Source organism: Aeromicrobium sp. 10G20-16, from assembly GCF_055809665.1.
On record NZ_CM147919.1, the window covers coordinates 1,703,862 to 1,729,085 of the forward strand.

Here is a 25,224-nt window from a genome sequence, read left to right on the forward strand (position 1 = left end):
CCCAGTGCGGAGCACGCAGCTCACGCTTGAGCACCTTCCCGGACGGGTTCCGGGGCAGCTGTTCGATCACCTCGACGGCGGTCGGGCACTTGTAGTGCGCCAGCCGCTCGCGGGTGAAGCTGATCGAGCTCGTCGCCGTCGATGGTCTGGCCCGCCTTGGGCACCACCACCGCCAACGGCGTCTCGCCCCAGCGCTCGGACGGCACGCCGATGACGGCGACCTCCTGCACGGCGGGGTGCGCCATGATCGCGTTCTCGACCTCGGCGGGGTAGATGTTCTCGCCGCCGCTCATCAGCAGGTCCTTGATGCGGTCCTTGAGGAACACGTAGCCCTCGGCGTCCATGTAGCCGGCGTCGCCGGTGCGGAACCAGCCACCCGGCCAGAACGCGGCCGCGGTCGCCTCGGGGTTGCGCCAGTAGGACTTCGTGACGCCGGGCCCGCGGGTGACGACCTCGCCGACCTCGCCGGTGGGCATCTGCTCGCCGGTCTCGGGGTCGAAGATCGCGACCTCCAGGCCGGGCACGGCGCGGCCGGCCGAGCGCAGCTTGCTGTCGGGCCCGACCACGTGGTCCTCGGGCCGCAGGAACGTGGTGACGCCGACCGTCTCGGTCAGGCCGTAGCTCTGCGACAGCTGCGCACCGAAGGTCTTCTGCGCGCCGAGCATGACCGTCTCGGAGATCGGCGAGCCGCCGTAGACCACGTGCTCGACGCTGGAGTAGTCGGCCTGCGACGCCTCCGGGCTGGTGATGAACAACTGCATCACCGTGGGCACCATGATCACGTGGGTGGCCTTGTGCCCCACCATCAGGCCCAGCATGTTCTGCGGCGTGACCTCGGTGAACTGCACGATGCGACCGCCCGCGGCCAGCGCGATGAGCGACCAGCCCCCGGCGGCGATGTGGTAGTACGGCGTCGGCACGAGGCTCACCGAGTCAGGCGTCGGACCGAACAGTCCGCCGAACGCCTCGACCGCCCACAAGAACCCGCCGACCGTGGTGGTGACGCCCTTCGGGCGGCCCGTGGTGCCGGAGGAGTACATCATCGAGGCGAGCGCGTCACCGGTCTGCTCGCGCTGTGGATCGACGGTGTCCTGTGCGGCCACCCACTCCTCGAGCGCCTGCCACCCGGCGGGGACCTCAGCATCTTTCCCTTGCGCGAAGACCAGCTTGAGTCCGTCCCAGTCGGCCGGCACGTGGCTGGTCAGGTGGTCCTCGACCAGGATGGCGGCCGGGTCAGCGTCGCCGAGGATCCAGCTGATCTCGTCGGCCGACAGCCGGAAGTTCAGCGGCACGATCACGACGCCGGCCTTGGCGGCTGCGAAGAACAGCTCCCAGTACTCGGTGGCGTTGCGGGCCAGGTAGGCCACGCGGTCGCCGACCTCGAGCCCGGCGGCCACCAGACCGCTGGCGATCCGGTCGGACCGCTCCCCCAGCTCGGCGTACGTGACGGGGCGACCCTCGCCCACGATGGCCGGAGAATCAGCGAACTGCTTGGCGTTGGTGCGGATCACGTCCGCGAGGCTCTGGTGGCTCATGGGGCGTCCTCTCGGGGGGTGGGGGTGTCACGCTCGACGATCGTGACCTCGTGACCGGCCAGCACCTCGTGGCACTGGTCGCAGCGGAACGTGGCGTCGAAGGGCTCGCCGCAGCCGCGGTGGTGCTGCACCAGGGCCGGGCCCTCGGGGGCGTGGAACCACTCGGCGGCCCACTGCAGCGAGGCGGCGATGACGGGGTAGAAGGCGCGACCCTTCTCGGTCAGGCGGTACTCGGCCCAGTCGGGCCGCTGCGCGTTCTGGGTGGCCACGAGGATGTCGTGGGCGCAGAACGCCTTGATCCGTTCGGCGATCACGGTGGGCGGGGCGCCGAGGTAGGACTCGAAGTCCGAGAACCGAGTGACGCCGCGGAACGCCGCACCCAGCAGCGCCGACGACCAGCGGTTGCCGAACACCATCATGGTTTCCGGAAACAGCCCGGCCGACGATCGCGACGGGTCTGGGTCGGAGCGACGCCGGGTGGCCGACTCGGGCACTGACCGCTCCCACGTGCCGCTGGGGCCCCACTCGGCCGCCACGTCCTTGGCCTCGACGGCCTTGCCGCACGACCCGCAGGTCAGCATCGGCGAGAACTCGGCACCGCAGGCGTCGTGCCGCATGGCCGGCAACTGGTCGGCGTGGTCGTCGACCCACCGGCGCTCCCAGTCCCAGATGGCCAGCATGAACGGCCAGAGGGCACGGCTGCGATCGGTGACCAGGTACTCGGCCCGCAGCGGGTTGGTCTGGTAGATGTGGCGACGCAGCAGGCCGTTGCGCACCAGCAGGTTGAGCCGGCCGGTCAGCACCGAGTTGGAGATCGGCAGCGCCGACATCAGCTGGCCGAACCGGCCCACGCCCTGCAACGCCTCGCGGATGATCAGCAGCGTCCACTCGTCGCCGAGCAGGCCCAGCATCCGGCCGACCGCGTTGGCCGCGCCGGGCTCCAGCGCCGTGGGCTGCGTCTGGAGCAGCGCGGCGGCGGCGTCGAGGTCGATCGCGTCGGTGTCGATGGCTACAGCCCCACCGCTTCTGCGGCCGTGTCGGCCGTCTGCCACCGGCGCAGGTCCTCGCCGGCCGCCCAGGTGGAGTGGGTGCCGCTGGAGACGCGCTCGGGCAGCTTGAGCTTGCAGATGGGACCGTCGGCCACCCCCGCGGCGTCGAAGACCACCGCGTACGACTCGTCGGTGTTCATGTCGGTGGTGATCGTGATCAGGTAGCCGTCGTCCTCGGCGATGCTGCCCACGCGCGGCGCCATGGCGGTCTCGCTGCCGTAGACGTTGTCGCCGAAGCCGTAGCGCTCCTCCGAGCCCGTCAGCAGGTCGTGCTTGACCAGGCCGTCGAACAGGAACCACGACGGCTTGCCGCTCGCGGCATACGCGTAGCGGTACTTGCCGCCGGTGTACGAGCCGTTCATCATGCCGAACTCGGTGATGGAGTCGCTGAGCTGCTGCTCCTTGACCTCACCGGTCTTGAGGTTCAGGCGCCAGCGGTGCAGCCGCGACTGCATGCGGTCCAACGCCAGGAAGCGGAACGCCCGCTCCCACGCGTTGCCCATGCCGTTGTCGGCCGGCTCCGGGTCGCCCTGGAAGAAGCCGTCGAGAACGATCTCGTCGCCCTCCTCGTAGGCGTTGACCCAGTGCAGCACGTAGGTGGCCTCAGCATCGAACCAGCGGATGTCCTCGGTCCGACCCTTGCGCGGGATGACGCCCAGGCGCATCGGCATGTCGGGGTGGAAGCTGGCCACGTGCGCGTCCTGCTTGAGCGCCTCGGGGTCCCAGAACAGCGGGCAGTCGTTGACGATCGCATAGTTCTCGGTGAACGCCATGTCGTGCGGCAGGCGCGGGCCCGGCAGCGGCACGTCGATGTAGTGGCTCAGGTCGTTGTTCTCGTCGACGACGCCGTAGTGCATGTACGGCGCCTCCTTGCTGTAGTTGAAGAACAGCATCTCGCCGGTGCGCTCGTCGACCTTGGGGTGCGCCGAGACGCCCCACTCGAAGGGAAACTTGCCGTTCCAGGTCTCCTTGCCGAGGGTCTCGGCCGACATCGGGTCGAGGCGGTACAGGTCTCCGCACTGGTAGAAGCTGGTGAGCGCGGTGCCGCGGTGCACGAGCACGTCGGTGCTCGACGCGTCCTTCATGCGGGTGCGCGCACCCCAGCCGTGGTCGGCCAGCGTCATCGAAGGGCGCTCGGCCAACCCCGCCCACAGCGCCTTGCCAGCCTCCTGCTCGGCGGCCAGCCCGTCGGTGCGCACGAACCGGTTGCGGTAGAACGCCTTGCCGTCGCGGAAGCCCACCACGTGCACCATGCCGTCGCCGTCGAACGGGTGGTAGTTCTTCATCGACGGGTGCACCGGGTTCTCGGTGTTGCGCAGGTAGACGCCGTCGAGGTCCGAGGGGATCTCGCCCTCGACGACCTGCAGGTCGTCGGCCTTCCACTCGGTGGTCTGCGGCTGCCACGGCCCCGTGCGGTAGGGGTGGTCGTCGTCCTCCGGGAGGGTGGACAACAGGCGACCGACGACTTCGACGTCCATCTGGGTTCCTTCTGTTCTGCTGGTTCAGGGTGGGGGATCAGGCGGGTGTGGCGCCGACGACGAAGCTGACCGTCGTGGCGGTGCTGCCGCCGAAGTTCAGGGTGCCGAAGGTCTGGGCGCCCTCGACCTGGTACTCGTCGGCGGTGCCGCTGACCTGCTTGGCGGCGTCGAGCAGCATGCGGATGCCGCTGGCACCCACCGGGTGGCCGCCGCCGATCAGTCCGCCGCTGGGGTTGATGGGCAGCGTGCCGCCCATCTCGATCTCGCCGTTCTCGATGGCCTTCCACGACTCGCCCGGGCCGGTGAGGCCGATGTGGTCGATGGCCACGTACTCGCTGGGGGTGAAGCAGTCGTGCGTCTCCAGCCCGTCGAGCGCGTCGAGGGTGATGCCTGCGCGGTCGAACGCGTCGTTGACGGCGTCGCGCAGGTGCGGCAGCACGTAGGGGTTGTCCTTGTCGCGGTCCAGCTTCTGCTGCAGACCGAGGCCCACGGTGCGGTGGCCCCAGCCGAGCACGCGACCCAGCGGCGTGGCGACGGCGCCGGGGTGGTCGCGCAGCCACGAGTCGTTGACCAGCACCACGCCGGCGCCGCCGTCGGTGACCTGGCTGCAGTCGAAGCGGCGGATGCGCCCCTCGACGACCGGGTTCTTGTCGTCGTCGTGGCCGAAGCCGGCGATGAGGTCGGGCACGTCCCACTCGCGGGTCTGGGCGTTGGGGTTGCTGCGGGCGTTCTTGAAGTTGATCTGGGCGATCGCGCGCAGGTGCACCTCGTCGATGCCGTAGCGCTCGTCGTACTCCTCGGCGACCTCGCTGAACATGTGCGGCCACATGAACGTGGCGTCCTGACCCTCGTGGCCGATCCACGCGGCGGCGCCGAGGTGGCCTGCGGCCTGGTCGCCGCTGACGGTCTTCTCCAGCTCGACGCCCACGACCAGCGCGCTGTCGTAGTTGCCGGCACGGAGGTCGGCCATGGCGGCGAGCACCGCGATGCTGCCCGAGGCGCAGGCGGCCTCGTGGCGAGACGACGGGATGCCCCACAGGTCGGGGTGGACGGTGGCCGGCATCGCGCCCAGCTGGCCCTGTCCGGCGAACAGCTGGCCGAAGGCGTTGGCCACGTGGATGACGCCGATGTCGCGGCCGTTGACCGATGCCGACTCGAGCGTGTGCTGCACGACCTCGCTGGTCAGGTCGGCGAAGTCCAGGCCCTCGCGCACGAGGTTGCGGGCGAAGTCGCTCTGGTATCCACCGAGCACCCAGATGTTCTCCGTCATGGCCGTCTCCTGTCCGTCGGGGGGTTGCGCAGGTCACATCAAACGTACTACAACTAACAGAGTATCTCCACCAGATGAACTTCCAACCCGTGATGGGGGAACCATGACCGAAGCCTTCGTCCTCGACTACGTGAGGACCCCGCGAGGCAAGGCATCGCAGCGCGGATCGCTCGCCTCGCACTCACCCACCGACCTCGTGGTGCACCTGCAGAAGGCGCTGGTGGAGCGCAACGACCTCGACGTCTCGCAGGTCGACGACGTGATCCTCGGCTGCGCCGGGCAGGTCGACGAGCAGGGCGCCAACATCGCGCGCACCGCCGCGCTGCTCGCCGGCTGGGGCGACTCGGTGCCCGGCGGCACCATCAACCGGTTCTGCGCGTCCGGCGTCGACGCGGTGGGCCAGGTGGCCGGTCGCATGCGAGCCGGCGACCTCGAGCTGGCCGTCGCCGGCGGCGTCGAGAGCGTCTCGCGCGTGCCGATGTTCACCGACCGCGGACCCCTGTGGGGCGACCCCGACGTCATCCGCGCCATCGGCTCGGTGCACATGGGCATCGCCGCCGACCTCAACGCCACCCTCGAGGGCTTCACCCGCGAGCAGCTGGACGCCTACGGACTCGAGACCCAGCAGAAGGCGGCCAAGGCCCGCGCCCACGGCGCCTTCGACCGCTCACTCGTGCCCGTGCCCGCCTCCGAGAACGGACCCGGACTCGACCACGACGAGCTGGTCCGTCCCGACACCACGCTCGAGGGCCTGGCCGCCCTGCCGCCGGCATTCGCCGAGCTGGGCGAGGGCGGACAGGACGCCATCGCGCTCCATGCACTGGATCGCACTCCGGCGACGGGTGCGTACGACGGCATCGACCACATCGACCACCTGCACACGGTGGGCACGTCGCCGGCCATGGCCGACGCATCGGCCCTGCTGCTGATCGGCACGGCCGAGGCCGCCGAGCGATCCGGACTCGCCCCCCGGGCCCGGATCCTCGGCGCCGCCTCGACCTCGGTGAACCCCGTGGTCATGCTCACCGCCGGGCAGAGCGCGGTCGAGAAGGTCATCGCTCGCGCCGGCCTCTCCCCCGCCGACATCGACGTGTTCGAGTTCGCCGAGGCGTTCTCGGCGCTGTGCCTGCGGTTCCGCCGCGACCTCGACGCCGGCCCCGACCGCATGAACCCCAACGGCGGCACGATGGCCATGGGCCACGCGTTCGGCGCCACCGGCGCCATCCTCGTCGGCAGCTGCATCGAGGAGCTGGAGCGCCGCGACGGCCGCTACGGTGTCGCCGCCGTGAGCGGTGCGGCCGGGCTCGGCATCGCCGTGCTGGTCGAGCGGGTCGCCTCGTGAGCGCCGCGACCGAGCGCCGCCTCGACGGCCAGGTCGCCATCGTCACCGGCGGCGGCAAGGGCCTGGGGCGGGCCTTCGCCCTCGACCTCGCCGCGGCCGGAGCCTCCGTGGTGGTCAACAACCGCAACCGGGTGGTCGACGCCGACGGCCGCAGCGCCGCCGACCACGTGGTCGACGAGATCGTCGCGGCCGGCGGCACGGCCGTGGCCAACCACGGCGACGTCGCCGACCCGGCCACCGGCGAGGCGCTGGTGCAGCTGGCCCTGGACACCTACGGCCGCCTCGACATCTGCGTCACCAGCGCCGCCGTCAGCAGTCCCGAGCTGTTCCACAAGACCACCGTCGAAAACTTCGCCCGGGTGATGGACATCAACGTCACCGGCACCGCCATGGTCGCCTCGGCCGCCCTGCGGGTGATGCGCGAGGCCGGCCGGGGCCGCATCGTGATGGTGGCCTCCACGGCCGGCCTGCACGGCGAGCCGACCGTGTCGGCGTACGCGGCCAGCAAGGGAGCGGTGATCGCCCTGGGGCGCACCGTGGCCGCCGAGGGTGCCCGCCGCGGGGTGCTCACCAACGTGCTGCTCCCCTACGCGACCACCCAGATGACCGAGGAGGGCATGGACCCCCGGTACACCGACGCGATGGACGCCGACCTCGTCGCCCCCGTGGTCACCGCCCTGTGCGACCCGACCTCGACCCTCAACGGGCAGGTCATCGTGGCCGCCGGGTCCGGCCTGCGCGTCGCCGACTCGGTCGAGGGCGGCACCGTCCGACTCCCCGACGACCTCACGCCCGAGACGTTGTCCGACCTGATCGCCACCAGCCGATCGGGCACGCCGCACACCTACCCGCACGCGCTGGAGGCCTTCCAGGACTTCGCCGCCGACCTGCTCACCTGACCCGCCCAGCCGAAGGATCACCATGAACGACATCCCCTGGGGCGACCTCGCCCTCAACCTGCTGGCGGTCGTCGTGGCCGTCACCGTCTTCGTCGGCGCGATCATGGCCGTGGCCATCCGCATCAAGAACCAGTCGATCATCGACATCTTCTGGGGCCCCGGCTTCGTCGTGGCCGCGGTCGTGTCGTACCTGATGTCGATCGGCGGGCCCGGGGACGACACCCGCCGCCTGGTGGTCCTGCTGCTGACCGCCGCGTGGGGTCTGCGACTCGGCCTCTACATCGGCAACCGCAACCGCGGTCACGGCGAGGACAAGCGGTACACGGCCCTCATGCGGCACCAGACGGGCTCACTCGTCGGGTTCCTGATCCGCAAGATCTACGGCCTGCAGGGAGCGCTGATCGTGCTGGTGTCGCTGCCGGTCCAGCTCGCGATGTACCAGGAGCGCTCGATCGGCATCATCGGCGCGATCGGCATCGCGCTGTGGGCGATCGGCCTGTTCTTCGAGGCCGTGGGCGACTGGCAGCTGGCCCGCTTCAAGGCCGACCCCGCCAACGCCGGACAGATCATGGACCGCGGCCTGTGGGGCTGGACCCGTCACCCCAACTACTTCGGCGACTCCGTCGTCTGGGCCGGGCTGTTCCTGCTCGCACTGGGCGCCCCGTGGGGCCTGGTCGCGATCGTGTCGCCGATCGTCATGACCAAGCTGCTGGTCAGCTACAGCGGCAAGGCGCTGCTCGAGAAGGGCATGCGCCGCAGCCGCGGCGAGGCCTACGACGCGTACGTCGCCAGCACGAGCGGCTTCTTCCCGATGCCGCCGAAGAAGCGCACGCCGGCTCCCGCTCCCGAGGCATGAGCCAGACCACCGTCGGCCTGGCCGACCTGTTCGAGCTCGAGCGCGCCGGCGACGACACCTGGATCGGGCGCACCGACGGACTGCGCCTGCCGCAGCTGTTCGGTGGCCAGCTGGTCGGGCAGTCGATCATGGCGGCCGGCGCCAGCGTGGAGGACAAGGTGGTGCACTCCACGCACACGACGTTCCTGCGCGGTGGCGTGCCCGGGCGTCCGGTGACGTTCGCCGTGGAGCGCCTGCGCGACGGGCGCACCATCGCCACGCGGGAGGTGAACGCCTGGCAGGACGAACGACTGCTGTGCCGCACCGTCGTCTCGTGCGCCGCCGACGAGACGGGCCTGTCGCACAGCCGCCCCGCACCGCGGACCCCTCCGCCGGACGAGTGCCCCACGATCGAGCAGGTGGCCGAGGCCGACGGCGGGCTCGGCGAGTTCTGGGACGACTTCGCGTCCATCGAGGTGCGCCTGGTCCCCGACGTGCCCGGCGAGATCCCCCACTCCGCGTCTCCGGCCAACGGCGTCTGGATGCGAGCGGTCGACCGACTGCCCGACGACCCGCTGGTGCAGCGAGCGGCGCTGGCCTACGCCAGCGACCTCATGCTGATGTCCACCGCCGTCACGCCGCACGGCCACGTCAGCGGGTACGAGCGCAGCCTCGCCGCCCGCTGGGTGGCGGTGTCGCTGGACCACACGATGTGGTTCCGCGGCAGCGCCCGAGCCGACGAGTGGCTGCTGTTCGAGCACACGACACCGATGGCGTCATCGGGCCGCGCGCTGATCGAGGCCGCCGTCTTCGACACCGACGGCGACGCGGTCTGCCACGTGGCCCAGGAAGCCCTGATCCGCGATCACCCCGATCGCACCCCACCACCGGAGGAATCATGACCCACCCGAACATCGAGCTGCTGGACCGCATCATCGTCGCGGCCCAGGCCGGCGACGCCAGCGACCTGGCGAACATCTACGCGCCCGACGCCGTCATCTGGCACAACCACGACGACAAGGAGACGACCGTCGAGCAGAACGGCCGCCTGCTGGAGGCCATGGGGCGCTGGGTCGCCGACCGCGAGTACACCGAGCGCCGGGTCACCGCGTTCGAGGGCGGCGCCGTGCAGCAGCACGTGCTGCGTGGCACCCGGATCTCCACCGGCGAGCAGGTCGCCCTGCACGCCTGCGTCGTCATCCAGGTCGAGGACGGGAAGATCACCCGCCTCGACGAGTACATCGACTCCGCCGAGGCGGCTCAGTTCGCCCCGTGAGTCAGGCTCCGGAGTGAGCTAGTGCCTCTTGCGCGGGGCAGCGGAGCGGGGCGGGGCCTCGCGCATGCGGTCCCGCACGGGCGTGAGCAGGTCCGCGAGCCGGCGCGCGTCCGCTGCCGACAGCGCCGTGAACAGCTGGTCGGCGACGACCTCGGCGTGACCGGGCAGCACCGCCGCGACGCGGGCACGACCCTCGTCGGTGACGGTGACGGTGACGCTGCGATCGTCGTCCGGTGACGGTCCGCGGGTGACGAGTCCGGCCTTCTCGAGCAGGCCGGCCTGGTAGGTGAGTCCGCTGCGGCTGTAGACGACGCCGTCGGCGAGATCGGTCATGCGCTCGCTGCCGGTGGCCGATTCGAGCGCGAGGCGCGCCAGCAGCTGGAACTGGACGTAGCTGAGGTCGCCCACGTCGCGCAGCTGCTGCTCGACGGCGTGCTTGAGCAGCCCGGCGACGTCCATCAGCACGAAGTACGCGCGCAGCTGCGCCTCGTCGAGGGACGACTCGGGCTTCGGCATGTGCCCACCCTATCTGATGTTTCATATTCGTAGCACTTGTTTCAGATTCGCAGCACTGCTACCGTCAGGAATGTGCTTCAGTTTCGAAGCACCTGACGAGAGGCCACATCATGAAGACCATCCAGTTCCACGAGTACGGCTCCCCCGACGTCCTGCGTCTCGAGGAGGTCGACCTGCCCGTCCCGAGCGCCGGCCAGGTCCGCATCAAGGTCGCCGGCACGTCGTTCAACGGCATCGACAACACGATCCGCGCCGGCTTCATGCAGGACGCGATGCCGTTGACCCTCCCCCACACCCCCGGCGTCGACGTCGCCGGTGTGGTCGACGAGCTGGGCGAGGGCGTGGCGGACCTCGCCGTCGGCGACGCGGTGATCGGCTTCCTTCCGTTCACCGAGAATGGCGCGACGGCCGAGCACGTGCTCGCCTCGCCTGAGGTCCTGGCGGCGGCGCCCACGTCGATCCCGCTGACTGACGCGGCAGCACTTCCGGTCGCCGGCCTGACCGCCTGGCAGGCCCTGTTCGAGCACGCCGATCTCCGCGCCGGTCAGCGCATCCTGATCAACGGCGCCGGAGGCGCAGTCGGCGGCTACGCCGTGCAGCTGGCCAAGGCCGCCGGTGCCCACGTCGTGGCCACCGCCAGCCCCCGCAGCAGCGCCACCGTCACCGCACGCGGCGCCGACGAGGTCGTCGACCACACCTCAACCGACGTCGTCGAGGCCGTCGACCCGGTCGACGTGCTGCTCAACCTCGCCTCCATCGAGCCCGACGCGTTCGCCCGGCTCGCCACACTGGTGCGCGACGGCGGAGTCGTCGTCAACACCACGGTGTGGATGCCGGCGCCGACCGACGAAGCACGCGGCGTGCGGGGCGTCGACATGTACCTGCGCAGCGACCGCGACCAGCTGGCCGAGCTGGCCACCCGCGTCGACCGTGGCGAGATCACCGTCGACGTGGACCAGCGCGTGGGACTCGCCGACCTTGCCGGCGTCCACGCAGCAGCGGCCGCCGGCACCCTGCGCGGCAAGGTCGTCGTGGTTCCCGAGTGACACGACCCGTGCTGCCCGTCCGGCGGTGGATCTGGGGTTTCTCAGCCTGACCGAGGTGCCCGATCCACCGCTCCACGGGAGTGCAGAGCGACGTGCAGGCGCCAGCGGCGCTGCAGACGTTGGTAGGCCGAGTTGGCCGCGATGCCGACGGCCAGCGACGCGCCGAGGGCCCAGTACGGGTGGCCGGAGTCCTCCAGCGGCGGGTAGACCTGCCAGTGGGTCAGGTAGATCCACAGCGACGACGCGGCCAGCACCGCGACGGGACGGGCCAGCACGACCGGCAGCCGCAAGGGGCGCAGCCACAGCAGGACGGCCACCGTGCCGACCACGATCAGCTCGCGCTGGTGGTCACCGAAGTAGCCCCACAGGCCGGCGAACGCCACCACGAGCACCAGCACGCGCTGGGCGTGCGAGCGCGCATCGGCCGCCGCCCACCCGAGCGCCAGCACGAACAGCACCGACGGCACGGCGTAGCGCTCCACACCCTCGCCCTCGACGCCCACGCTGGCGTACCGCAAGGCGGTGGTGACCGCCAGGACGACCACGGCGACCGAGAACGGTGAACGCCGGTACCACCGGTCGACCGCGGGGACGGCCAGGAAGGCCGCGACGGCCAGGAACCCCCAGACGATCGCCTCGAGGAACCAGAACTGCCAGTCGACGGTCCAGTGCAGCCCGCCCTCGCTGCGGTAGCTGCGCACGCCGTTGAGGTAGACCGCCGTGGTCCAGTGGTACTGGCCGGTGAGCATCGTGACGGCGGCGATCCACAGCGACGCCGGGACGGCGACCGAGGCGATCGCCGACAGGATGCGTCGCGTGCGGGCAGCGCGTCCCGGCGTGGGCAGGGTGAAGCGGGCCAGGTGGTAGCCGGCCACGGCCAGCAGCAGGTGGGCGCCACCGGGGATCAGCACGATGTCCACGTGCGTCACCACCACGATGAGGATGGCGACGGCCCGCAGGACGACGCCGACCTCCAGCGGCGCCGACCACCGGGCCCACCGGCTCGACCGGTCGCGCGTCCCGGCGACCTCGGCCAGCTCGGTGACGCTCATCCGGGGCCACGCCCGCGGCAGCGCGCCCAGCACCGCGCCGAGCCGACTGGACAGCTCGACGTAGGACAACGAGTCCCCGCCGAGGCTCACGAAGCTGTCGTCGACGCCCGCGTCCGGACGCACCAGCAGCACGGCGTACAAGTCGCGCAACGACTCTGCGGTGACCCGGCTCGGCGACGACAGTGCTTGCGGAGCCAGCCCGGTGTCGGCGCGGGCGTGCTCGACCAGCGCGGCCTCGTCGACCTTGCCGGACGCGGTGCGCGGCAGGGCCGCCACGCGGTGCAGGCGCACCGCAGAAGCGGGCAGGCCGAAACGGCGGTCCGCGCCCAGCAGGGCCGGTGCCCCGGAGCGGGGCCGATCGGTGAACAGGTGCAGCACGTCGCCGTCGACGACGGCCCGCACGTTTGGGTCGACGTCGGCCAGCACGTGCTCCACGTGCGCGAGGTCCAGGCGCAGGCCGAAGACCTTGGCGACCCGGTCGCGGCGTCGCACGACCTCGACCAGTCCGTCGGCGGCGACGCGACCCAGGTCACCGGTGAACAGCTCGGCCAGCTCGGGGCCTCGGGCGAGGTCGGCGGGGTCGGTGGCGTAGCCCATCATCACGTTGGGTCCGGCGTAGACGAGCTCGCCGACGCCGTCGGTGTCGGGCTCGTGCACGCGCAGCGAGCCACCGGGCACCGCGACGCCGACGGCGCCGGGTCGCTCGCGCGCGAGGTCGGGCGGCAGGTAGGCCATCCGGGCGGTCGCCTCGGTCTGCCCGTACATGACGTAGAAGTCCCAGCCGCGGTCCTGACCGAGCTGCGCGAGCGCCCGGACGCGGTCCGGCGCCAGTCGTCCGCCGGCCTGCGTCACGTAGCGCAGGTGGCGCAGGTCGAGGTCGGCGTAGCCGCGCGTGGCCAGCAGGTCGAAGGTGAACGGCACGCCGGCGATTCCCGTGACGTGGTTCTCGCGAGCGAGGTCCCAGAAGCCGCACTCGGTGACCGACAGGTCCGTGAGCGCGACCGCCGCTCCCGCGACCAGGTGGCTGTGCAGCACGGAGAGGCCGTAGCAGTAGTGCAGCGGCAGCGACGTGATCGACCGGTCGGTGGCACGCAGGCCCAGGTACTCGGCGATGGAGCGGGCGTTGGCGAGCAGGTTGTCGCGCGAGAGGCGCACCAGCTTGGCCGACCCCGTCGACCCCGAGGTGGACAGCAGCAGCGCGAGGTCGGGGTGCGGCTCGGGCCCCTCCGCGGCGCCGAACCGGCGCTCGATCTCGGTCCGCCGGTCCGCAGCGGCGTCGCCGTCCTCCACCAGCACCACGGGACGGTGCAGGGCGAGGGCGGCGAGGTACGACACCACCGACGCGCGGTCGTTGCGCATCGGCAGCACCAGCGGTCCGGTCCCGGACAGCTCGTGCGCCCGCGCCTCCACGGCCGTCCGGAGCTCGGCGTAGGTGAGGGCGACGTCGTGATCGACGAGGGCCAGGTCGTCGGCCGCACCACCGAGCAGGAAGTGGTCGAGCCGGGTGTCAGCGGCCGTGGAGTGATCGACGGTCACACATCGTCCTCGCACGCGAAGCCCAGCACCTCACCGGCCACCTGCAGCAGCACCCGGTCTCCGGTCTGCGGCACGGAGTCGGCCGGGGTGCGAGCGGTGAGCACCTCGGGGTGGTCGTCGACGCGCACGCGCACCGTGGCGTCGTGGCCGAAGAAGCTGACGTCGACCACGGTGGCCGCCACGGCCCCCGCGGTGTCGCGGTCATGAGCGGCGTCCATGCGCGAGACCTCGATCTGCTCCGGCCGGATCGCGAGGGTGAGCCGGCCGGCGTCGTGGTGTCCCTGCAGCGGGAGCGGTCCGAGCAGGCTGGACGCCGTGCCCCCGCCGTTGGTGCTGCCCGGCACGAGCGCGGCATGACCGAGGAACGTCGCGACGGCGGCGTCGGCCGGGTCGAGGTAGACACCCAGCGGCGTGCCGACCTGCAGGAACCGCCCGTCGGCCATGATCGCCACCTGGTCGGCCAGCGACAGCGCCTCGCCCTGGTCGTGGGTGACCAGCAGGGCGGCGGCCCCGGCCGCACGCACGGCCCGCACGACGGCGCGCCCGGTCTCCTCGCGCAGCCCGGCGTCCAGGGAGGAGAACGGCTCGTCGAGCAGCACCAGCGCCGGTCCCGGTGCCAGCGCACGGGCCAGCGCGACGCGTTGCTGCTGCCCCCCGGACAGCTCGTGCGGATAGCGCGACGCCAGCGTGGTCGGCAGCTCGACGAGGTCGAGCACCTCGGCGACCCGCGCCTGGTCGGGGCGGCGACGACGACCCGTGGTGAGGCCGAAGCCGATGTTGTCCGCGACATCGAGGTGCGGGAACAACGCGCCTTCCTGGGGCACGTAGCCGATGTTGCGGTGCCGCGGCTGCACCGGCCGTCCACCGGGTCGCGAGGGCGTCATCAGCTCGCCCCCGAGCCGGACCTCGCCACTCTCGGCCTCGAGGAAGCCGGCGATGGTGCGCAGCAGGGTGGACTTGCCGCACCCGGACGACCCGAGCACGGCGGTGACCCCGGACTCGACGCGCAGGTCGAGCCCGCGCAGCACGGGGGTGCGGTCGAAGCCGACCCGCAGACCGGTCACCTCGAGTGCGGTCATGCCGCTGCACCTCCGCCCGAGCTGACCCGGCTGAGCAGCCAGGTGGCGGGGATGGACAAGATGATCAGCGCGAGCGCGTACGGTGCGGCGGCCCCGTAGGCGACCGACGACGCGTTGGACCAGAACTGCACCGACAGCGTGGTGGTGCCGATCGGCGACAGCAGCAGCGTGGCCGTCAGCTCGGTGGACACCGCCAGCGACACCAGCGCGACCGCCGCGCCCAGGCCGGGCGCGATCAGGGGCAGGGTCACCCGCCGGGCGGCCTCGGGGCCACTGCACCCGAGCGACCGCGCGACGTCCTCCAGGGCGGGCGGGGCGAGCTCGAGCGTGGAGCGGACGCTGACGATCGCCCGTGGCAGGAACAGCACGACGTAGCCGGCGATCAGGATGGGCAGGGTCTGGTAGAGCGCCGGCACCACCCGGATCGAGATGGTCACCAGCGCCAGGCCGACCACGATGCCGGGCATCGCGCTGGCGGTGTACGTGCTGCGCTCGACGACGGTGGTGATCCCGCTGCGGTGACGCACCGACAGCCAGGCGACGGGCAGCGCGGCGAGGCAGGCCACCACTCCGGCCACGACCGCCAGGCCCAAGGTGGTGGCGGCCGCCGAGGTGCAGCTCGGCGCCGTCGAAGGTGGTCGAGGTGCCGCGCACGAGCCAGCGCGCGAGGCTGACGAGCGGCACGCCCAGAGACAGCACCACCAGCCCGACCAGCAGACCCAGCACCAGCGGGCGACGGCGTCCCAGGCGGATCGGGCTGGCCGCACGAGTGGCACCGGAGCCGACCCTGGAGCGGCGCCGGCGACCGCGCAGAGCGAGCTCCAGGCCGAGCAGGAGCAGGCAGAAGCCGATCAGCACCAGGGCGAGCAGGGTGGCGGCCGATCCGGTGAACGAGGTGCCGTACTGCTGCAGGATCGCGGTGGTGAGGGTCGGGTAGTTGAGCAGCTGCAGGGCACCGTACTCGGCCAGCAGGTGCAGCCCGACCAGCAGCGAGCCACCCAGCACCGCAGGGCTGATCGCGGGCAGGACCACCGACACGAAGGTCTGCGGCGCGGTGCGACCCAGCGACGAGCTGACCTCCTCGAGCCCGGGGTCGAGGCGGCGCAGCGCCGCGACGGTGGGCAGGTACACCAGCGGGTAGTACGAGAGGCTGACGATCAGCACCGCCCCCACGTATCCCTGCACCGCCTGCGTGGTGGACACCCAGCCGTAGCCGTTGACGAACGCCGGCACGGCGAGGGGCGCACACATCAGGCCGTGCCACCACCCGCGACCGGGCAGGTCGGTGCGCTCGACCAACCACGCAGCGCCGACCCCGAGGATCGCGCTGAGGACGACCCCACCGACCAGCAGGCGCGACGTGTTCCACACCAGCTCGCCGATGCGGTCACGGAAGAGGAAGTCTCGCGCCTCGCCCGCACCGTACGAGGCGCTGGTCGCCACGACGTACACCAGCGGCAGCAGCGTGAGGGCAGCGACCGCGATCCCGGCGACGAGCAGCGGCAGCGGAACGACCGAGCGACGCCGCCGACCGTGCGGTCGGGACGTCGTGTCGGAGGGGCCGGGTGCGGCCGAGTCCGCGGGCGCCGGGGGAACGAGCAGGCTCAGAGGAATCCCACCTGCGTCATCAGGTCCACCACCGTCTTGCCATCGAGGTCGGACACGCTCACCTTGGGCGGCTGCAGCTCGCTGAACGGTCGCACCGGCGGGGCCAGCTGCGCGGCCGGGTTGAGCGGGTACTCCAGCGCGTAGGAGTCGGCCAGCTTCTGCTGACCCTCGGTGCTGGTGAGGTAGGCGATGAACTTCTCGGCGTCCGCCTTGTGCTTGCTGGAGGCGAGGACGCCGGCGCCCGACACGCTCACGAACGCGCCCGGATCCTGGTTGCCGAAGAAGTACAGCTGGCTGTTGTCACTGACGTCGCCGTTCTCGGCGCGGTCGCGGTACCAGTAGTAGTGGTAGATGATCCCGACCTCGGACTTGCCGGAGTTGACCGCCTGCAGCACCACGTTGTTGCCGTCGTAGACGGTGCCGTTGGCCTTGATGCCCTTCAGCCAGGCCAGCGTGGCGTCCTTCCCCTCGAGGTCGAGCACCGCGGCGACGATCGCCTGGAAGTCGGCGCCGGTCGGCGAGAAGGCGATGCGACCCTTCCACTTCGGGTCGGCGAGGTCGAGGATCGAGTCGGGCAGCTCGGACGCCTTGATCTGGTCGGTGTTGTAGACGAGGACCGTCGAGCGGGCCACGAAGCCGGTCCAGTCGTTGCTGGTCGGGCGGTACTGCGCCGGGATGTCGGCCGTGACCTTCGCCGGAAGCTTCTGGAACAGGCCCGCGCGCTCGACCTGCGCCATGGCCGGGGAGTTCTCGGTGAGGAACACGTCGGCCGGCGAGCGGTCACCCTCGGCCACGATCTGGGCCGACATCTCCAGGTCCTTGCCGTTGCGCAGCTTGACGTCGATGCCGGTCTTCTGGGTGAAGTCCTTGGCGACGGCGCTGATCAGCTCCTCGTGCTGGGCGTTGTAGACGGTGATCGACGGACCGCCGCCGCTGCAGCCGGCCGTCACGAGCGTGGCGGCGAGGGTGACGGCGAGGGCGAGACGAGCGCGCTTCATGGGTGGAGCTCCCGAGGGATGAGACGGTGAAAAGTTAGGATTGCCTCACCATAGAGTACTGCTGCTGCGAAGGACCACCCGAGCCACCGCAGTGAGGTGCATCTCTCAGCCGCGGAGCTGGGCCGCCAAGGGGCAGTCGAAGGGATCGCGGGCGCGGATGCCGACGTTGTTGAGGTAGTCGACGACGATCGCGTAGGAGTGGAACAGCCCGACCTCCATGTAGTCGACGCCGTGCGCCTCGCAGTGCGCGCGCACCAAGGGCTGGGCCTTGCGCAGGTTGCAGCGCGGCATGTTGGGGAACAGGTGGTGCTCGATCTGGTAGTTCAGTCCACCCATCGCCCAGTCGACGACCGGGTTGCCCTTCACGTTGCGCGACACCATCACCTGGCGACGCAGGAAGTCCAGCTTCATCTCCGGCGGGACGATCGGCATGCCCTTGTGGGCAGGGGCGAACGACGCGCCCAGGCAGAACCCGAACACGGCCATCTGGATGGCGAAGAACGCGGCCGCCTTGCCGAGCGGGAGGAACGCCAGCAGCACCGCGACGTAGGCCGTCAGCCGCGTGACGACGAGGAACAGCTCGGTGCGCCGCCACGGCTGGTTGGACGCCTTGTCGCGTGCGGCCCGGATGCTCTCCGCGTGCAGGTTCAGGCCCTCCAGCGTCAGCAGCGGGAAGAACAGCCAACCCTGGCGCTGCGAGAACCACCCGGCGAAGCCGGTGGTCCGGCCGGCCACGATGCCGGGCGTGAACGCGATGGCCCCGGGCCCGATGTCAGGGTCGTACCCCTCCAGGTTCGGCGCCTTGTGGTGGGCGTTGTGCTTGGCCCGCCACCACGCGAAGCTCAGTCCGGCGAACGCGCCGGCGAGGATCCGCGCCGTCCACGAGTTCCACGCCCCCGACGCAAACACCTGACGGTGCGCGGCATCATGACCGAGGAAGCCGAACTGCGTGACGATCACGCCGAGCGCTGCGGCGAGGATCAGCTGGAACCACGAGTTGCCGAGCAGGGCGAAGCCGACCCAGATGCCCACGAACGCAGCGACGTGCGCGCCGATCTGGAGGGCGTAGTAGCCGCGGCGGCGCTCCAGCAGGCCCGCGTCGCGCACCTCTCGCATCAGGTCCGTGAAGTGACTGACGTAGGGCGACGGGGATCCGCCGGAGTGCTGGACGTCTGTGGTCATGCCGACCGCTTCCAGGTGCTGGCTCCGCGAGCCGTCGCGACTGACGTCGGGGCCTGACCTCGCTCCCCCATCGTCGCATCTGCGGGCACACTTGCCTCATGAACCCTGAATCCGCCACGCCCGACGTCCGCTTCTGGTTCGACCCCGTGTGCCCGTTCGCCTGGATGACCAGCACGTGGGTGCGCACCGTGCAGGAGCAGCGCGGCTACGACGTGGAGTGGCGGTTCATCTCGCTGCGACTGCTGAACGCCCACATCGACTACGATTCGCACTTCCCGCCGGAGTACGAGGTGGGCCACACCGCCGGCCTGCGGATGCTGCGGGTGCTGGCCCACGTGCGCGACGACCACGGTCCCGACGCGGTCGCCCGCCTGTACCCGGCCCTGAGCAGCCGCATCTTCGACGTCCCGCCGGCGGACTACGACGCCTCGGACCTGGGACCGCTGGTGTCCGCGGCCTTGAGCGAGGTCGGCCTGCCGGAGTCGTTGGTCGGGCAGCTCGACGACACGAGCCGCGACGCGCAGATCCAGGCCGAGACCGACGAGGCGCTCTCGCTCACCGGCAAGGACGTCGGCACCCCGATCCTGCACATCGCGCCGCCCGAGGGCGCGGCGTTCTTCGGCCCGGTGATCAGCCGCCAGCCCAGCGCCGAGGAGGCAGGGGTGCTGTGGGACCACGTGGTCGGACTCGCCACCTTCGGCGGTTTCGCCGAGCTGAAGCGGAGCCTGCGCGAGAAGCCGCAGCTGCGGTCGTTCGGCGTCGAGCCGGGCGACGTGGGGGCGCAGGAGGACTGGCACGGCGGGAGCAGACGACTCAAGAAGTAGGGCGATATCTGACCGGTTCTGGCCCGCGGGAGGGAGCAGCACCGACCACTGAAAAATCGGTTCGAGAAAGTTTGGCGATTCGGCCTCCCAGCACTGGCTTCATAGGGCATGCTGCATCTGCCTCTCACTGTGCGAGGCCCTTTCACGAATCAGGTGTCCACTCCATGACCCAGCACCACCGTCCGCACGCGCTGCGGACCGCCCTGGCCCGCGTCGCCGTCACCGGCACCGCAGCCCTCGCCGCCACCATGGCGGTCGCCCCCGTCGCGATGGCCGCACCCGGCGACGACGTCGCACCGGCCGATCCGACCACGTCGGAGGCCAGCGATCCCGGTACCGACCAGACCCCGCCGGCCGACCAGACCGACGAGACTCCCACCGACGAGACTCCTGCCGACGAGCCGCCCGCCGACGAGCAGACCGATCCGGAGCAGACCCCGCCGAGCGACAAGGTCGTGACCGAGGCTCCCGGAACCACCGCCAAGCAGGGTCCGGCGGCCGTTGAGGCCGCTGAAGAGGTCGTGGTCCCGGACTACGGCCTCCAGAAGTTCCGCGTGGGGGTTCAGCGCGCCACCGGCGCGTTCGCTCCGGGCGCATCGACCGCCGGCTCGACGCTGCAGATCACGATCTCCGGCGGAACCGACAGCAACTTCACGCCGTTCCCCGCCGGCACCGTCATCACCTGCACCACCGACCCCTCGACCCAGGAGCCGGGCAGCACTGCCACGTACTGCACCGACTTCACGTTCGACGGACCGACGCCGCCGAACACGGCCCTCCGCGCCCAACGCGGAGGGGTCTCGCAGGTCGACGGCCCGTTCCCGGACGACCAGGGCCTGCCGCTCGGCCCGGGGCAGAGCGCGACCGTCAAGCAGCTGACCGCCGGCACCAAGCTGGTCCCGGTGTCGCAGACCAGCACGGTCGGCCCCTGCGCACCGGACCCGGACTTCTTCGATCAGTTCGGCGTCCCGCTGTGCCTCTCCGGGTCCGACTCGGGACTTGACTTCACCATCAAGAGCACGACCGTGCTGTTCGGTGACTTCGGTCCTGCTCCGGTGGCCAAGAACGACAAGGTCACCGCCACCGCCGGCGAGCCCACCACCATCAAGGTGACCAAGAACGACAGCTCGGGCAACGGCGCTCCGATCACGGGCGTCTCGGTCACCTCGAAGCCGTCGCACGGCACCGCCAAGGTCTCCGGCAAGAACGTGGTCTACACCGCCGACGACAGCTTCAGCGGGACGGACACGTTCACCTACCGGATCACCACGGCCAACGGCAGCGACACCGCCAAGGTCACCATCACGGTCGATCCCGACGGCGTCCTGCCCGACACCGGCGCACCCGACAACCGACTGCTGGGGTACGGCACCTTGATGCTCGCCGGCGGCGGCCTGTTGCTGGCGCGCGGACGTCGACGCGAGGACGCGCTTGTCGGCTGACGACACCGCACCATCGGCGAGGTGGTGGCACTGCCGGACGATTCGTCCCGACGGCAGTGTCGCCACCTTCGTCGTGGTCCGCTCCGATCGCCACCCCGACGGAGTGCGCGTCGACCTGCCGGAGGACGAGGCCCGCGCCGAGGTGGGTGACGATGCCTGGGCGACGGTGCACCTGCGCGACGACGGGACGGCGACGTCCCTGCACCTCGCACCACCGGCAGCCCCCAAGGCACCCGAGCTCTGGTTCGGGGAGCTGACCGAACCGAGGGCCAAGCCTCCAGCAAGGCACCTGGTGGCCTTCTCGGGACACGGCGTGCCCACCGGGACGCTGGCCGATCCGGCGGGCCTCCGCGACGCCAAGGTCACCAGCACCGACCAGCTGGGAGCGGTGCGCTGGTACCCGGACACCGGTGAGATCGACCAGGTCTACGTGAACCCGAGCCATCGACGCCGCTCCATCGCGACCGCCCTGCTCACGGCGGCCGGCACCCTGCAGGTGGCGCGCGGGCTGCCGCGGGTCTGGGGCGACGGTCAGCGCACGGCCCTGGGCGACCGGCTGGTGAAGCAGGCCGACTGGTCCGACCGGGCGCAGCCGTTGACCCATCTGGCTCCCCCGATGACGCCGTTCGACCAGCGCACCGACGACTGAGGCGCTCCGTCAGTCGCCGACGCCGCGGAGCACCTGCTCGGCGAGCCACGCGAGCCCGTCGGCCGTGCCCTCGGGATCGACCGGATCCTGCATGACGTGGCTCAGGACGTAGCGCACGACGACGTCGACCACGGTGGCGATGCGGGCCTCGTCGAGACCGGTGCCACGCTCCACGACCCGCGCGGCGACGACCTCGGTGGCGATCTCGAGCAGGGGCCCGGCGTGCGTGGTCAGCAGCGGCAGCAGGTCGGTCTCGGCGCCATGGGTCGCCGAGGCGACCGCCTGCAGCAGCGGGTTGCCCTGGGCCATCACCAGCACGTCCCGCACGGCAGAACGCAGTCCGTCGACGAGGTCGTCGGGATGGTCGTCGAAGGCCCGCTCCACCACGGCGAGGAACCGGGCGAGCTCGTCGAGGACCATGGCCTCGGCGAGCGCCGGCTTGGTGCCGATCTCGTTGTAGACGGTCTGGCGGCTGACGCGGGCCTCGCTGGCGAGCCGGCCCATCGTGACCGAGGACCAGCCCTGCGTGGCGGTCATGCGCAGCGCCGTGTCGAGCAGCCGGCGTCGCATGGGCGACGACGGCACCGAGAGGTCCGAGCTCTGCAGGGTCACGGTCACGAGGCTAGCCCGGCCCTCACGCGCGCCAGCTCGAGCGCTTCGTCCCACGCACCCGCGGCGGCGATCGCCTTGCGGAACTTCATGATGTCGCGCGGGCGATCGATCGACAGTGCACCGACCACGCTGTCACCGCGCCGGTACAGCGCGAGGAAGCCGCGAGCGACGTCGTCGCCGGTGCCACCCGGATCGACGACCGTCACCTCGTCGGCCTCGGCAGAGCCGAGCATCTGGATGCGTCGGTCGTACCAGTCGGACCAGAAGTAGGGCACGTCGTCCCACGCCGAGGGTTCGTGGCCGACGGCGTGCTTGGCAGCCGCGGCTCCCTGGGACGCGGCGGCCGTCCAGTTCTCGAGCCGGGCGTGGAGGACGTCGCCGGCGGCCCACACGCCGGGCGCGGCCTGCAGTGCGGCATCGGTGACGATGCCGCCGTCGCGCTCGTGCAACGTCAGGTCCCCACGCTCCGCGCTGTCGGTCAGCCAGCCGGTGCTCGGCAGGACGCCGGTGGCGGCGACCACCAGGTCGGCCGGCAGCACCTCACCGTCGGTGCCGTCGGGGGCGGCGAGCCGCACCCCGGTGACGCGGCCGGCCTCGGACTCCAGCGCCTCCACCCCGACTCCCAGGCGCAGGTCGACGCCCATGGCACGGTGCAGGTCGGCGCACGCCTGACCTGCGTCGGGGCCGATGCTGCGCGTGAGCGGCAGGTCGGCGGCCTCGACGACCGTGACGTCCTGGCCGCGCTTGCGCACGGCGGCTGCCACCTCCGAGCCGATCAGACCGGCGCCGATCACCACGATGCGCTGTCCGGCGTCGATGGCCCGGCGCAGGGTTCGTGCGTCGGCGAATGACCGCAGCGCCGCCACACCCTGGAGTCCTTCCGCACCCGGGAAGGGCCGGGGAGCTGCTCCCGTGGCGACGACCAGTGCGTCGTAGTCGATCACGTCGTCGCCCACGTGCACCTCGCGTGCGCCGACGTCAAGCCCGGTGGCGGCGGCGCCGAGACGCACCTGCACGTCCAGCTCGTCGCGGAACGACGCCTCGTCGCGGAAGGTCAGCGGCTCGTCGGCCGCATCCGCATCGAGATACGCCTTGGACAGCGGCGGCCGGTCGTACGGCAGGTGCTCCTCGGCGCCCACGAGCACGATCTCGCCCTCGTGACCGGCCCGCCGGGCACCTTCGACGGCCCGGAGGCCCGCCAACGACGCTCCGACGACGACCAGTCGCATCTCAGCCCTCGAGCTTGAGCGCCAGCACGGGGCACGCCAGGGTGGCAGCCTCGACGTCGGCGCGGAACGACTCGTCCGGCTCGGGGTCGAGCACCTTCACCAGGTCGTCGTCGCCGACCTCGAAGAAGTCCGGCGCCATCGCCTCGCACATGCCAAGACCCTCGCAGGTGTCGTGATCGGCCACGATGCGCATGTCAGGCCTCCACGGTCTCGACGGGGACGAAGTCGACCTTGTCCCGGACGCCGCAGTCGGGGCAGAACCAGTCGTCGGGGATGTCGGCCCACGCGGTGCCGGCGGCGAAGCCCTCCAGCTCGTTGCCGACGGCGACCTCGTAGGTGTAGCCGCAGCCGGGGCAGCGAGCGGCCAGCACCTCGTCGGGATCGACCTCGACACGGGTGTCCCGCAGCTGCAGCTGCGTCGGCTGCTCCGGCGGGGCGTACTTGGCCAGCACCTTCTCGCGCTTGCGCGGGCTGATGTTGGCCAGCGTCATGTCGCCGTTGTAGTGCTCGACGACGCGGTGGTCCATGACGCGACGCCAGATCGGCGGGAAGAGGGCGAGCACGATCATGCCGGCGTAGCCGGTGGGCAGCACCGGGCTCTCCTCGAAGTCGCGCAGCGTCTGGTAGCGACGGGTGGGGTTGGCGTGGTGGTCGCTGTGGCGCTGCAGGTGGTACAGCAGCACGTTGGTGGCGACGTTGTTGGAGTTCCACGAGTGCGACGGCGCGACGCGCTCGAAGCGCTGCTTGTCACCGCTGCCGACGAGCTGGCGCTTCATGCCGTAGTGCTCCATGTAGTTGACGATCTCCAGCAGCGAGAAGCCCATGACGGCCTGCAGCACGAGGAACGGGATGATGCCCACGCCGAGCCAGATGATGAGGGCGCCGAACAGGACCGCCGACATCAGCCAGGCGTTGAGGACGTCGTTGCCGAGGTGGAACGGGTGCGTGTTCTTGCGGGCGTAGCGCTTCTTCTCCACGCCCCAGGCGCTGCGGAGCGAGCCACCGACCGTGCGCGGCCAGAACTGGTAGAAGTTCTCGCCGAAGCGCGACGAGGCCGGGTCCTCCGGCGTCGCCACGCGCACGTGGTGGCCGCGGTTGTGCTCGATGTAGAAGTGGCCGTAGAAGCTTCTGGGCGAGGGCGATCTTGCTCAGCCAGCGCTCGTTGGCCTCGCGCTTGTGGCCCAGCTCGTGGGCGGTGTTGATGCCGATGCCGCCTATGAAACCGATCGAGATGGCCAGGCCGATCTTCTCGACGAGGTCCAGCTCGCCGCCACCGAACGGGTCGCCGCGGGCGATCAGGTACATCGCCGCCACGAAGCCGACGTACTGGATGGGCAGGAACAGGTAGGTGATCCAGCGGTAGTACTTGTCGTTCTCGAGCGCCTCGATGACGTCGTCCGGCGGGTTGGAGCGGTCGAGCCCGGCCACCAGGTCGAACGCCGGCACGACCACCAGCACGATGATCGGGCCGATCCAGAACCAGGCGCCGACGTCGGTGAGGCGCCATCCGCCGTAGGCGACGAAGGCCAGTGAGGGGACGACCAGGCCGATCAGCCACAGGTAGCGCTTCTTGTCCTTCCACGTCTCGGTGGAACCGGACGAGATCGTGCCGGTCCCGTCCGAGGTGGTGCTGCCGGACGGGGTGGTGTCGGGTGTGTGGGAGCTCATGGCCGACGTCCTCTCTGGTCTGTTGCACCCTCAACTCCGCAGAGTGTCTTGGGTCACGATTTCGACAAACCATACCGAAATGTCAACCGCTTGACAAGT

Annotated in this window: 24 protein-coding genes and 1 pseudogene; 10 read left to right on the forward strand and 15 right to left on the reverse strand. The window is 71.0% G+C overall.

Annotated features, from left to right (window positions below; genetic code table 11):
• Nucleotides 1-20 precede the first annotated feature (20 nt).
• The 4 genes from AC0L5F_RS08550 to AC0L5F_RS08565 are packed head-to-tail and all read right to left on the reverse strand — an operon-like array spanning nucleotide 21 to nucleotide 5,332.
• Complete coding sequence (locus AC0L5F_RS08550; protein ID WP_473312899.1) at nucleotides 21-1,535, reverse strand: AMP-binding protein; 1,515 nt, start codon at nucleotides 1,533-1,535, stop codon at nucleotides 21-23.
• On the reverse strand, nucleotides 1,532-2,587 hold the full coding sequence (locus AC0L5F_RS08555) for a winged helix-turn-helix transcriptional regulator (protein ID WP_473312900.1): 1,056 nt from the start codon (nucleotides 2,585-2,587) through the stop codon (nucleotides 1,532-1,534). Before AC0L5F_RS08555 ends, AC0L5F_RS08550 begins: the two co-directional genes overlap by 4 nt.
• Nucleotides 2,545-4,062, reverse strand: coding sequence for a carotenoid oxygenase family protein (locus AC0L5F_RS08560; protein WP_473312901.1), 1,518 nt, complete (start codon nucleotides 4,060-4,062; stop codon nucleotides 2,545-2,547). Before AC0L5F_RS08560 ends, AC0L5F_RS08555 begins: the two co-directional genes overlap by 43 nt.
• Before the next feature lie 37 nt (nucleotides 4,063-4,099).
• Complete coding sequence (locus AC0L5F_RS08565; RefSeq protein WP_473312902.1) at nucleotides 4,100-5,332, reverse strand: acetyl-CoA acetyltransferase; 1,233 nt, start codon at nucleotides 5,330-5,332, stop codon at nucleotides 4,100-4,102.
• 103 nt (nucleotides 5,333-5,435) lie between these two features.
• Between AC0L5F_RS08565 and AC0L5F_RS08570 the strand changes: the two genes are divergently transcribed.
• Genes AC0L5F_RS08570 through AC0L5F_RS08590 form a run of 5 tightly spaced genes read left to right on the forward strand, consistent with a single transcriptional unit; the run spans nucleotide 5,436 to nucleotide 9,684 of the window.
• Nucleotides 5,436-6,674, forward strand: a complete 1,239-nt coding sequence (locus AC0L5F_RS08570; protein WP_473312903.1) for an acetyl-CoA C-acyltransferase — start codon at nucleotides 5,436-5,438, stop codon at nucleotides 6,672-6,674.
• Entirely contained in the window at nucleotides 6,671-7,573 is a 903-nt protein-coding gene (locus tag AC0L5F_RS08575) for an SDR family NAD(P)-dependent oxidoreductase (RefSeq protein WP_473312904.1), read from the forward strand. Before AC0L5F_RS08570 ends, AC0L5F_RS08575 begins: the two co-directional genes overlap by 4 nt.
• Before the next feature lie 22 nt (nucleotides 7,574-7,595).
• Complete coding sequence (locus tag AC0L5F_RS08580; protein WP_473312905.1) at nucleotides 7,596-8,429, forward strand: DUF1295 domain-containing protein; 834 nt, start codon at nucleotides 7,596-7,598, stop codon at nucleotides 8,427-8,429.
• Entirely contained in the window at nucleotides 8,426-9,310 is an 885-nt protein-coding gene (locus AC0L5F_RS08585) for an acyl-CoA thioesterase (RefSeq protein WP_473312906.1), read from the forward strand. The genes AC0L5F_RS08580 and AC0L5F_RS08585 overlap by 4 nt, the downstream gene beginning before the upstream one ends.
• On the forward strand, nucleotides 9,307-9,684 hold the full coding sequence (locus AC0L5F_RS08590) for a nuclear transport factor 2 family protein (RefSeq protein ID WP_473312907.1): 378 nt from the start codon (nucleotides 9,307-9,309) through the stop codon (nucleotides 9,682-9,684). Before AC0L5F_RS08585 ends, AC0L5F_RS08590 begins: the two co-directional genes overlap by 4 nt.
• Nucleotides 9,685-9,702: 18 nt before the next feature.
• Here AC0L5F_RS08590 and AC0L5F_RS08595 read toward each other — a convergent pair whose 3' ends face one another.
• On the reverse strand, nucleotides 9,703-10,200 hold the full coding sequence (locus AC0L5F_RS08595) for a MarR family winged helix-turn-helix transcriptional regulator (protein ID WP_473312908.1): 498 nt from the start codon (nucleotides 10,198-10,200) through the stop codon (nucleotides 9,703-9,705).
• Nucleotides 10,201-10,310: 110 nt separating this feature from the next.
• Between AC0L5F_RS08595 and AC0L5F_RS08600 the strand changes: the two genes are divergently transcribed.
• Complete coding sequence (locus tag AC0L5F_RS08600; RefSeq protein WP_473312909.1) at nucleotides 10,311-11,246, forward strand: NADP-dependent oxidoreductase; 936 nt, start codon at nucleotides 10,311-10,313, stop codon at nucleotides 11,244-11,246.
• Between the two features lie 41 nt (nucleotides 11,247-11,287).
• Here AC0L5F_RS08600 and AC0L5F_RS08605 read toward each other — a convergent pair whose 3' ends face one another.
• The 6 genes and pseudogenes from AC0L5F_RS08605 to AC0L5F_RS08630 form a co-directional block, all read right to left on the reverse strand.
• On the reverse strand, nucleotides 11,288-13,834 hold the full coding sequence (locus tag AC0L5F_RS08605) for an AMP-binding protein (protein WP_473312910.1): 2,547 nt from the start codon (nucleotides 13,832-13,834) through the stop codon (nucleotides 11,288-11,290).
• On the reverse strand, nucleotides 13,831-14,913 hold the full coding sequence (locus tag AC0L5F_RS08610) for an ABC transporter ATP-binding protein (RefSeq protein WP_473316171.1): 1,083 nt from the start codon (nucleotides 14,911-14,913) through the stop codon (nucleotides 13,831-13,833). Before AC0L5F_RS08610 ends, AC0L5F_RS08605 begins: the two co-directional genes overlap by 4 nt.
• A complete protein-coding gene (locus tag AC0L5F_RS08615; protein ID WP_473316172.1) occupies nucleotides 14,910-15,491 on the reverse strand; it encodes an ABC transporter permease in 582 nt (193 codons plus the stop codon). Before AC0L5F_RS08615 ends, AC0L5F_RS08610 begins: the two co-directional genes overlap by 4 nt.
• A gap of 289 nt (nucleotides 15,492-15,780) precedes the next feature.
• A pseudogene (locus AC0L5F_RS08620) lies at nucleotides 15,781-16,365 on the reverse strand (ABC transporter permease); the annotation flags it as partial.
• A 152-nt stretch (nucleotides 16,366-16,517) separates the two neighbouring features.
• A complete protein-coding gene (locus AC0L5F_RS08625; protein ID WP_473312911.1) occupies nucleotides 16,518-17,519 on the reverse strand; it encodes an iron ABC transporter substrate-binding protein in 1,002 nt (333 codons plus the stop codon).
• Nucleotides 17,520-17,624: 105 nt separating this feature from the next.
• A complete protein-coding gene (locus AC0L5F_RS08630) occupies nucleotides 17,625-18,701 on the reverse strand; it encodes a fatty acid desaturase family protein (RefSeq protein WP_473312912.1) in 1,077 nt (358 codons plus the stop codon).
• 98 nt (nucleotides 18,702-18,799) lie between these two features.
• On the opposite strand from AC0L5F_RS08630, the gene AC0L5F_RS08635 reads away from it, so the two are divergent.
• The 3 genes from AC0L5F_RS08635 (at nucleotide 18,800) to AC0L5F_RS08645 (ending at nucleotide 21,616) form a co-directional block, all read left to right on the forward strand.
• Nucleotides 18,800-19,525 (forward strand): mycothiol-dependent nitroreductase Rv2466c family protein, encoded by a 726-nt coding sequence (locus AC0L5F_RS08635; protein WP_473312913.1) that lies wholly within the window; start codon nucleotides 18,800-18,802, stop codon nucleotides 19,523-19,525.
• 164 nt (nucleotides 19,526-19,689) lie between these two features.
• Nucleotides 19,690-20,967: an Ig-like domain-containing protein gene (locus tag AC0L5F_RS08640; RefSeq protein ID WP_473312914.1), complete on the forward strand. Its 1,278-nt coding sequence runs from the start codon at nucleotides 19,690-19,692 to the stop codon at nucleotides 20,965-20,967.
• A 73-nt stretch (nucleotides 20,968-21,040) separates the two neighbouring features.
• Nucleotides 21,041-21,616 (forward strand): GNAT family N-acetyltransferase, encoded by a 576-nt coding sequence (locus AC0L5F_RS08645; RefSeq protein ID WP_473312915.1) that lies wholly within the window; start codon nucleotides 21,041-21,043, stop codon nucleotides 21,614-21,616.
• A 9-nt stretch (nucleotides 21,617-21,625) separates the two neighbouring features.
• Here AC0L5F_RS08645 and AC0L5F_RS08650 read toward each other — a convergent pair whose 3' ends face one another.
• Genes AC0L5F_RS08650 through AC0L5F_RS08665 form a run of 4 tightly spaced genes read right to left on the reverse strand, consistent with a single transcriptional unit; the run spans nucleotide 21,626 to nucleotide 24,533 of the window.
• Nucleotides 21,626-22,228 carry a TetR/AcrR family transcriptional regulator gene (locus tag AC0L5F_RS08650; protein WP_473312916.1) on the reverse strand — a complete coding sequence of 201 codons (603 nt, stop codon included), beginning with the start codon at nucleotides 22,226-22,228 and terminating at the stop codon, nucleotides 21,626-21,628.
• A 2-nt stretch (nucleotides 22,229-22,230) separates the two neighbouring features.
• Nucleotides 22,231-23,457, reverse strand: a complete 1,227-nt coding sequence (locus AC0L5F_RS08655; RefSeq protein WP_473312917.1) for an NAD(P)/FAD-dependent oxidoreductase — start codon at nucleotides 23,455-23,457, stop codon at nucleotides 22,231-22,233.
• A gap of 1 nt (nucleotide 23,458) precedes the next feature.
• A complete protein-coding gene (locus AC0L5F_RS08660) occupies nucleotides 23,459-23,650 on the reverse strand; it encodes a ferredoxin (RefSeq protein WP_473312919.1) in 192 nt (63 codons plus the stop codon).
• A gap of 1 nt (nucleotide 23,651) precedes the next feature.
• A complete protein-coding gene (locus AC0L5F_RS08665) occupies nucleotides 23,652-24,533 on the reverse strand; it encodes a fatty acid desaturase (protein WP_473312921.1) in 882 nt (293 codons plus the stop codon).
• A gap of 100 nt (nucleotides 24,534-24,633) precedes the next feature.
• On the opposite strand from AC0L5F_RS08665, the gene AC0L5F_RS08670 reads away from it, so the two are divergent.
• Complete coding sequence (locus AC0L5F_RS08670) at nucleotides 24,634-24,990, forward strand: hypothetical protein (protein ID WP_473312922.1); 357 nt, start codon at nucleotides 24,634-24,636, stop codon at nucleotides 24,988-24,990.
• Nucleotides 24,991-25,224 lie beyond the last annotated feature (234 nt).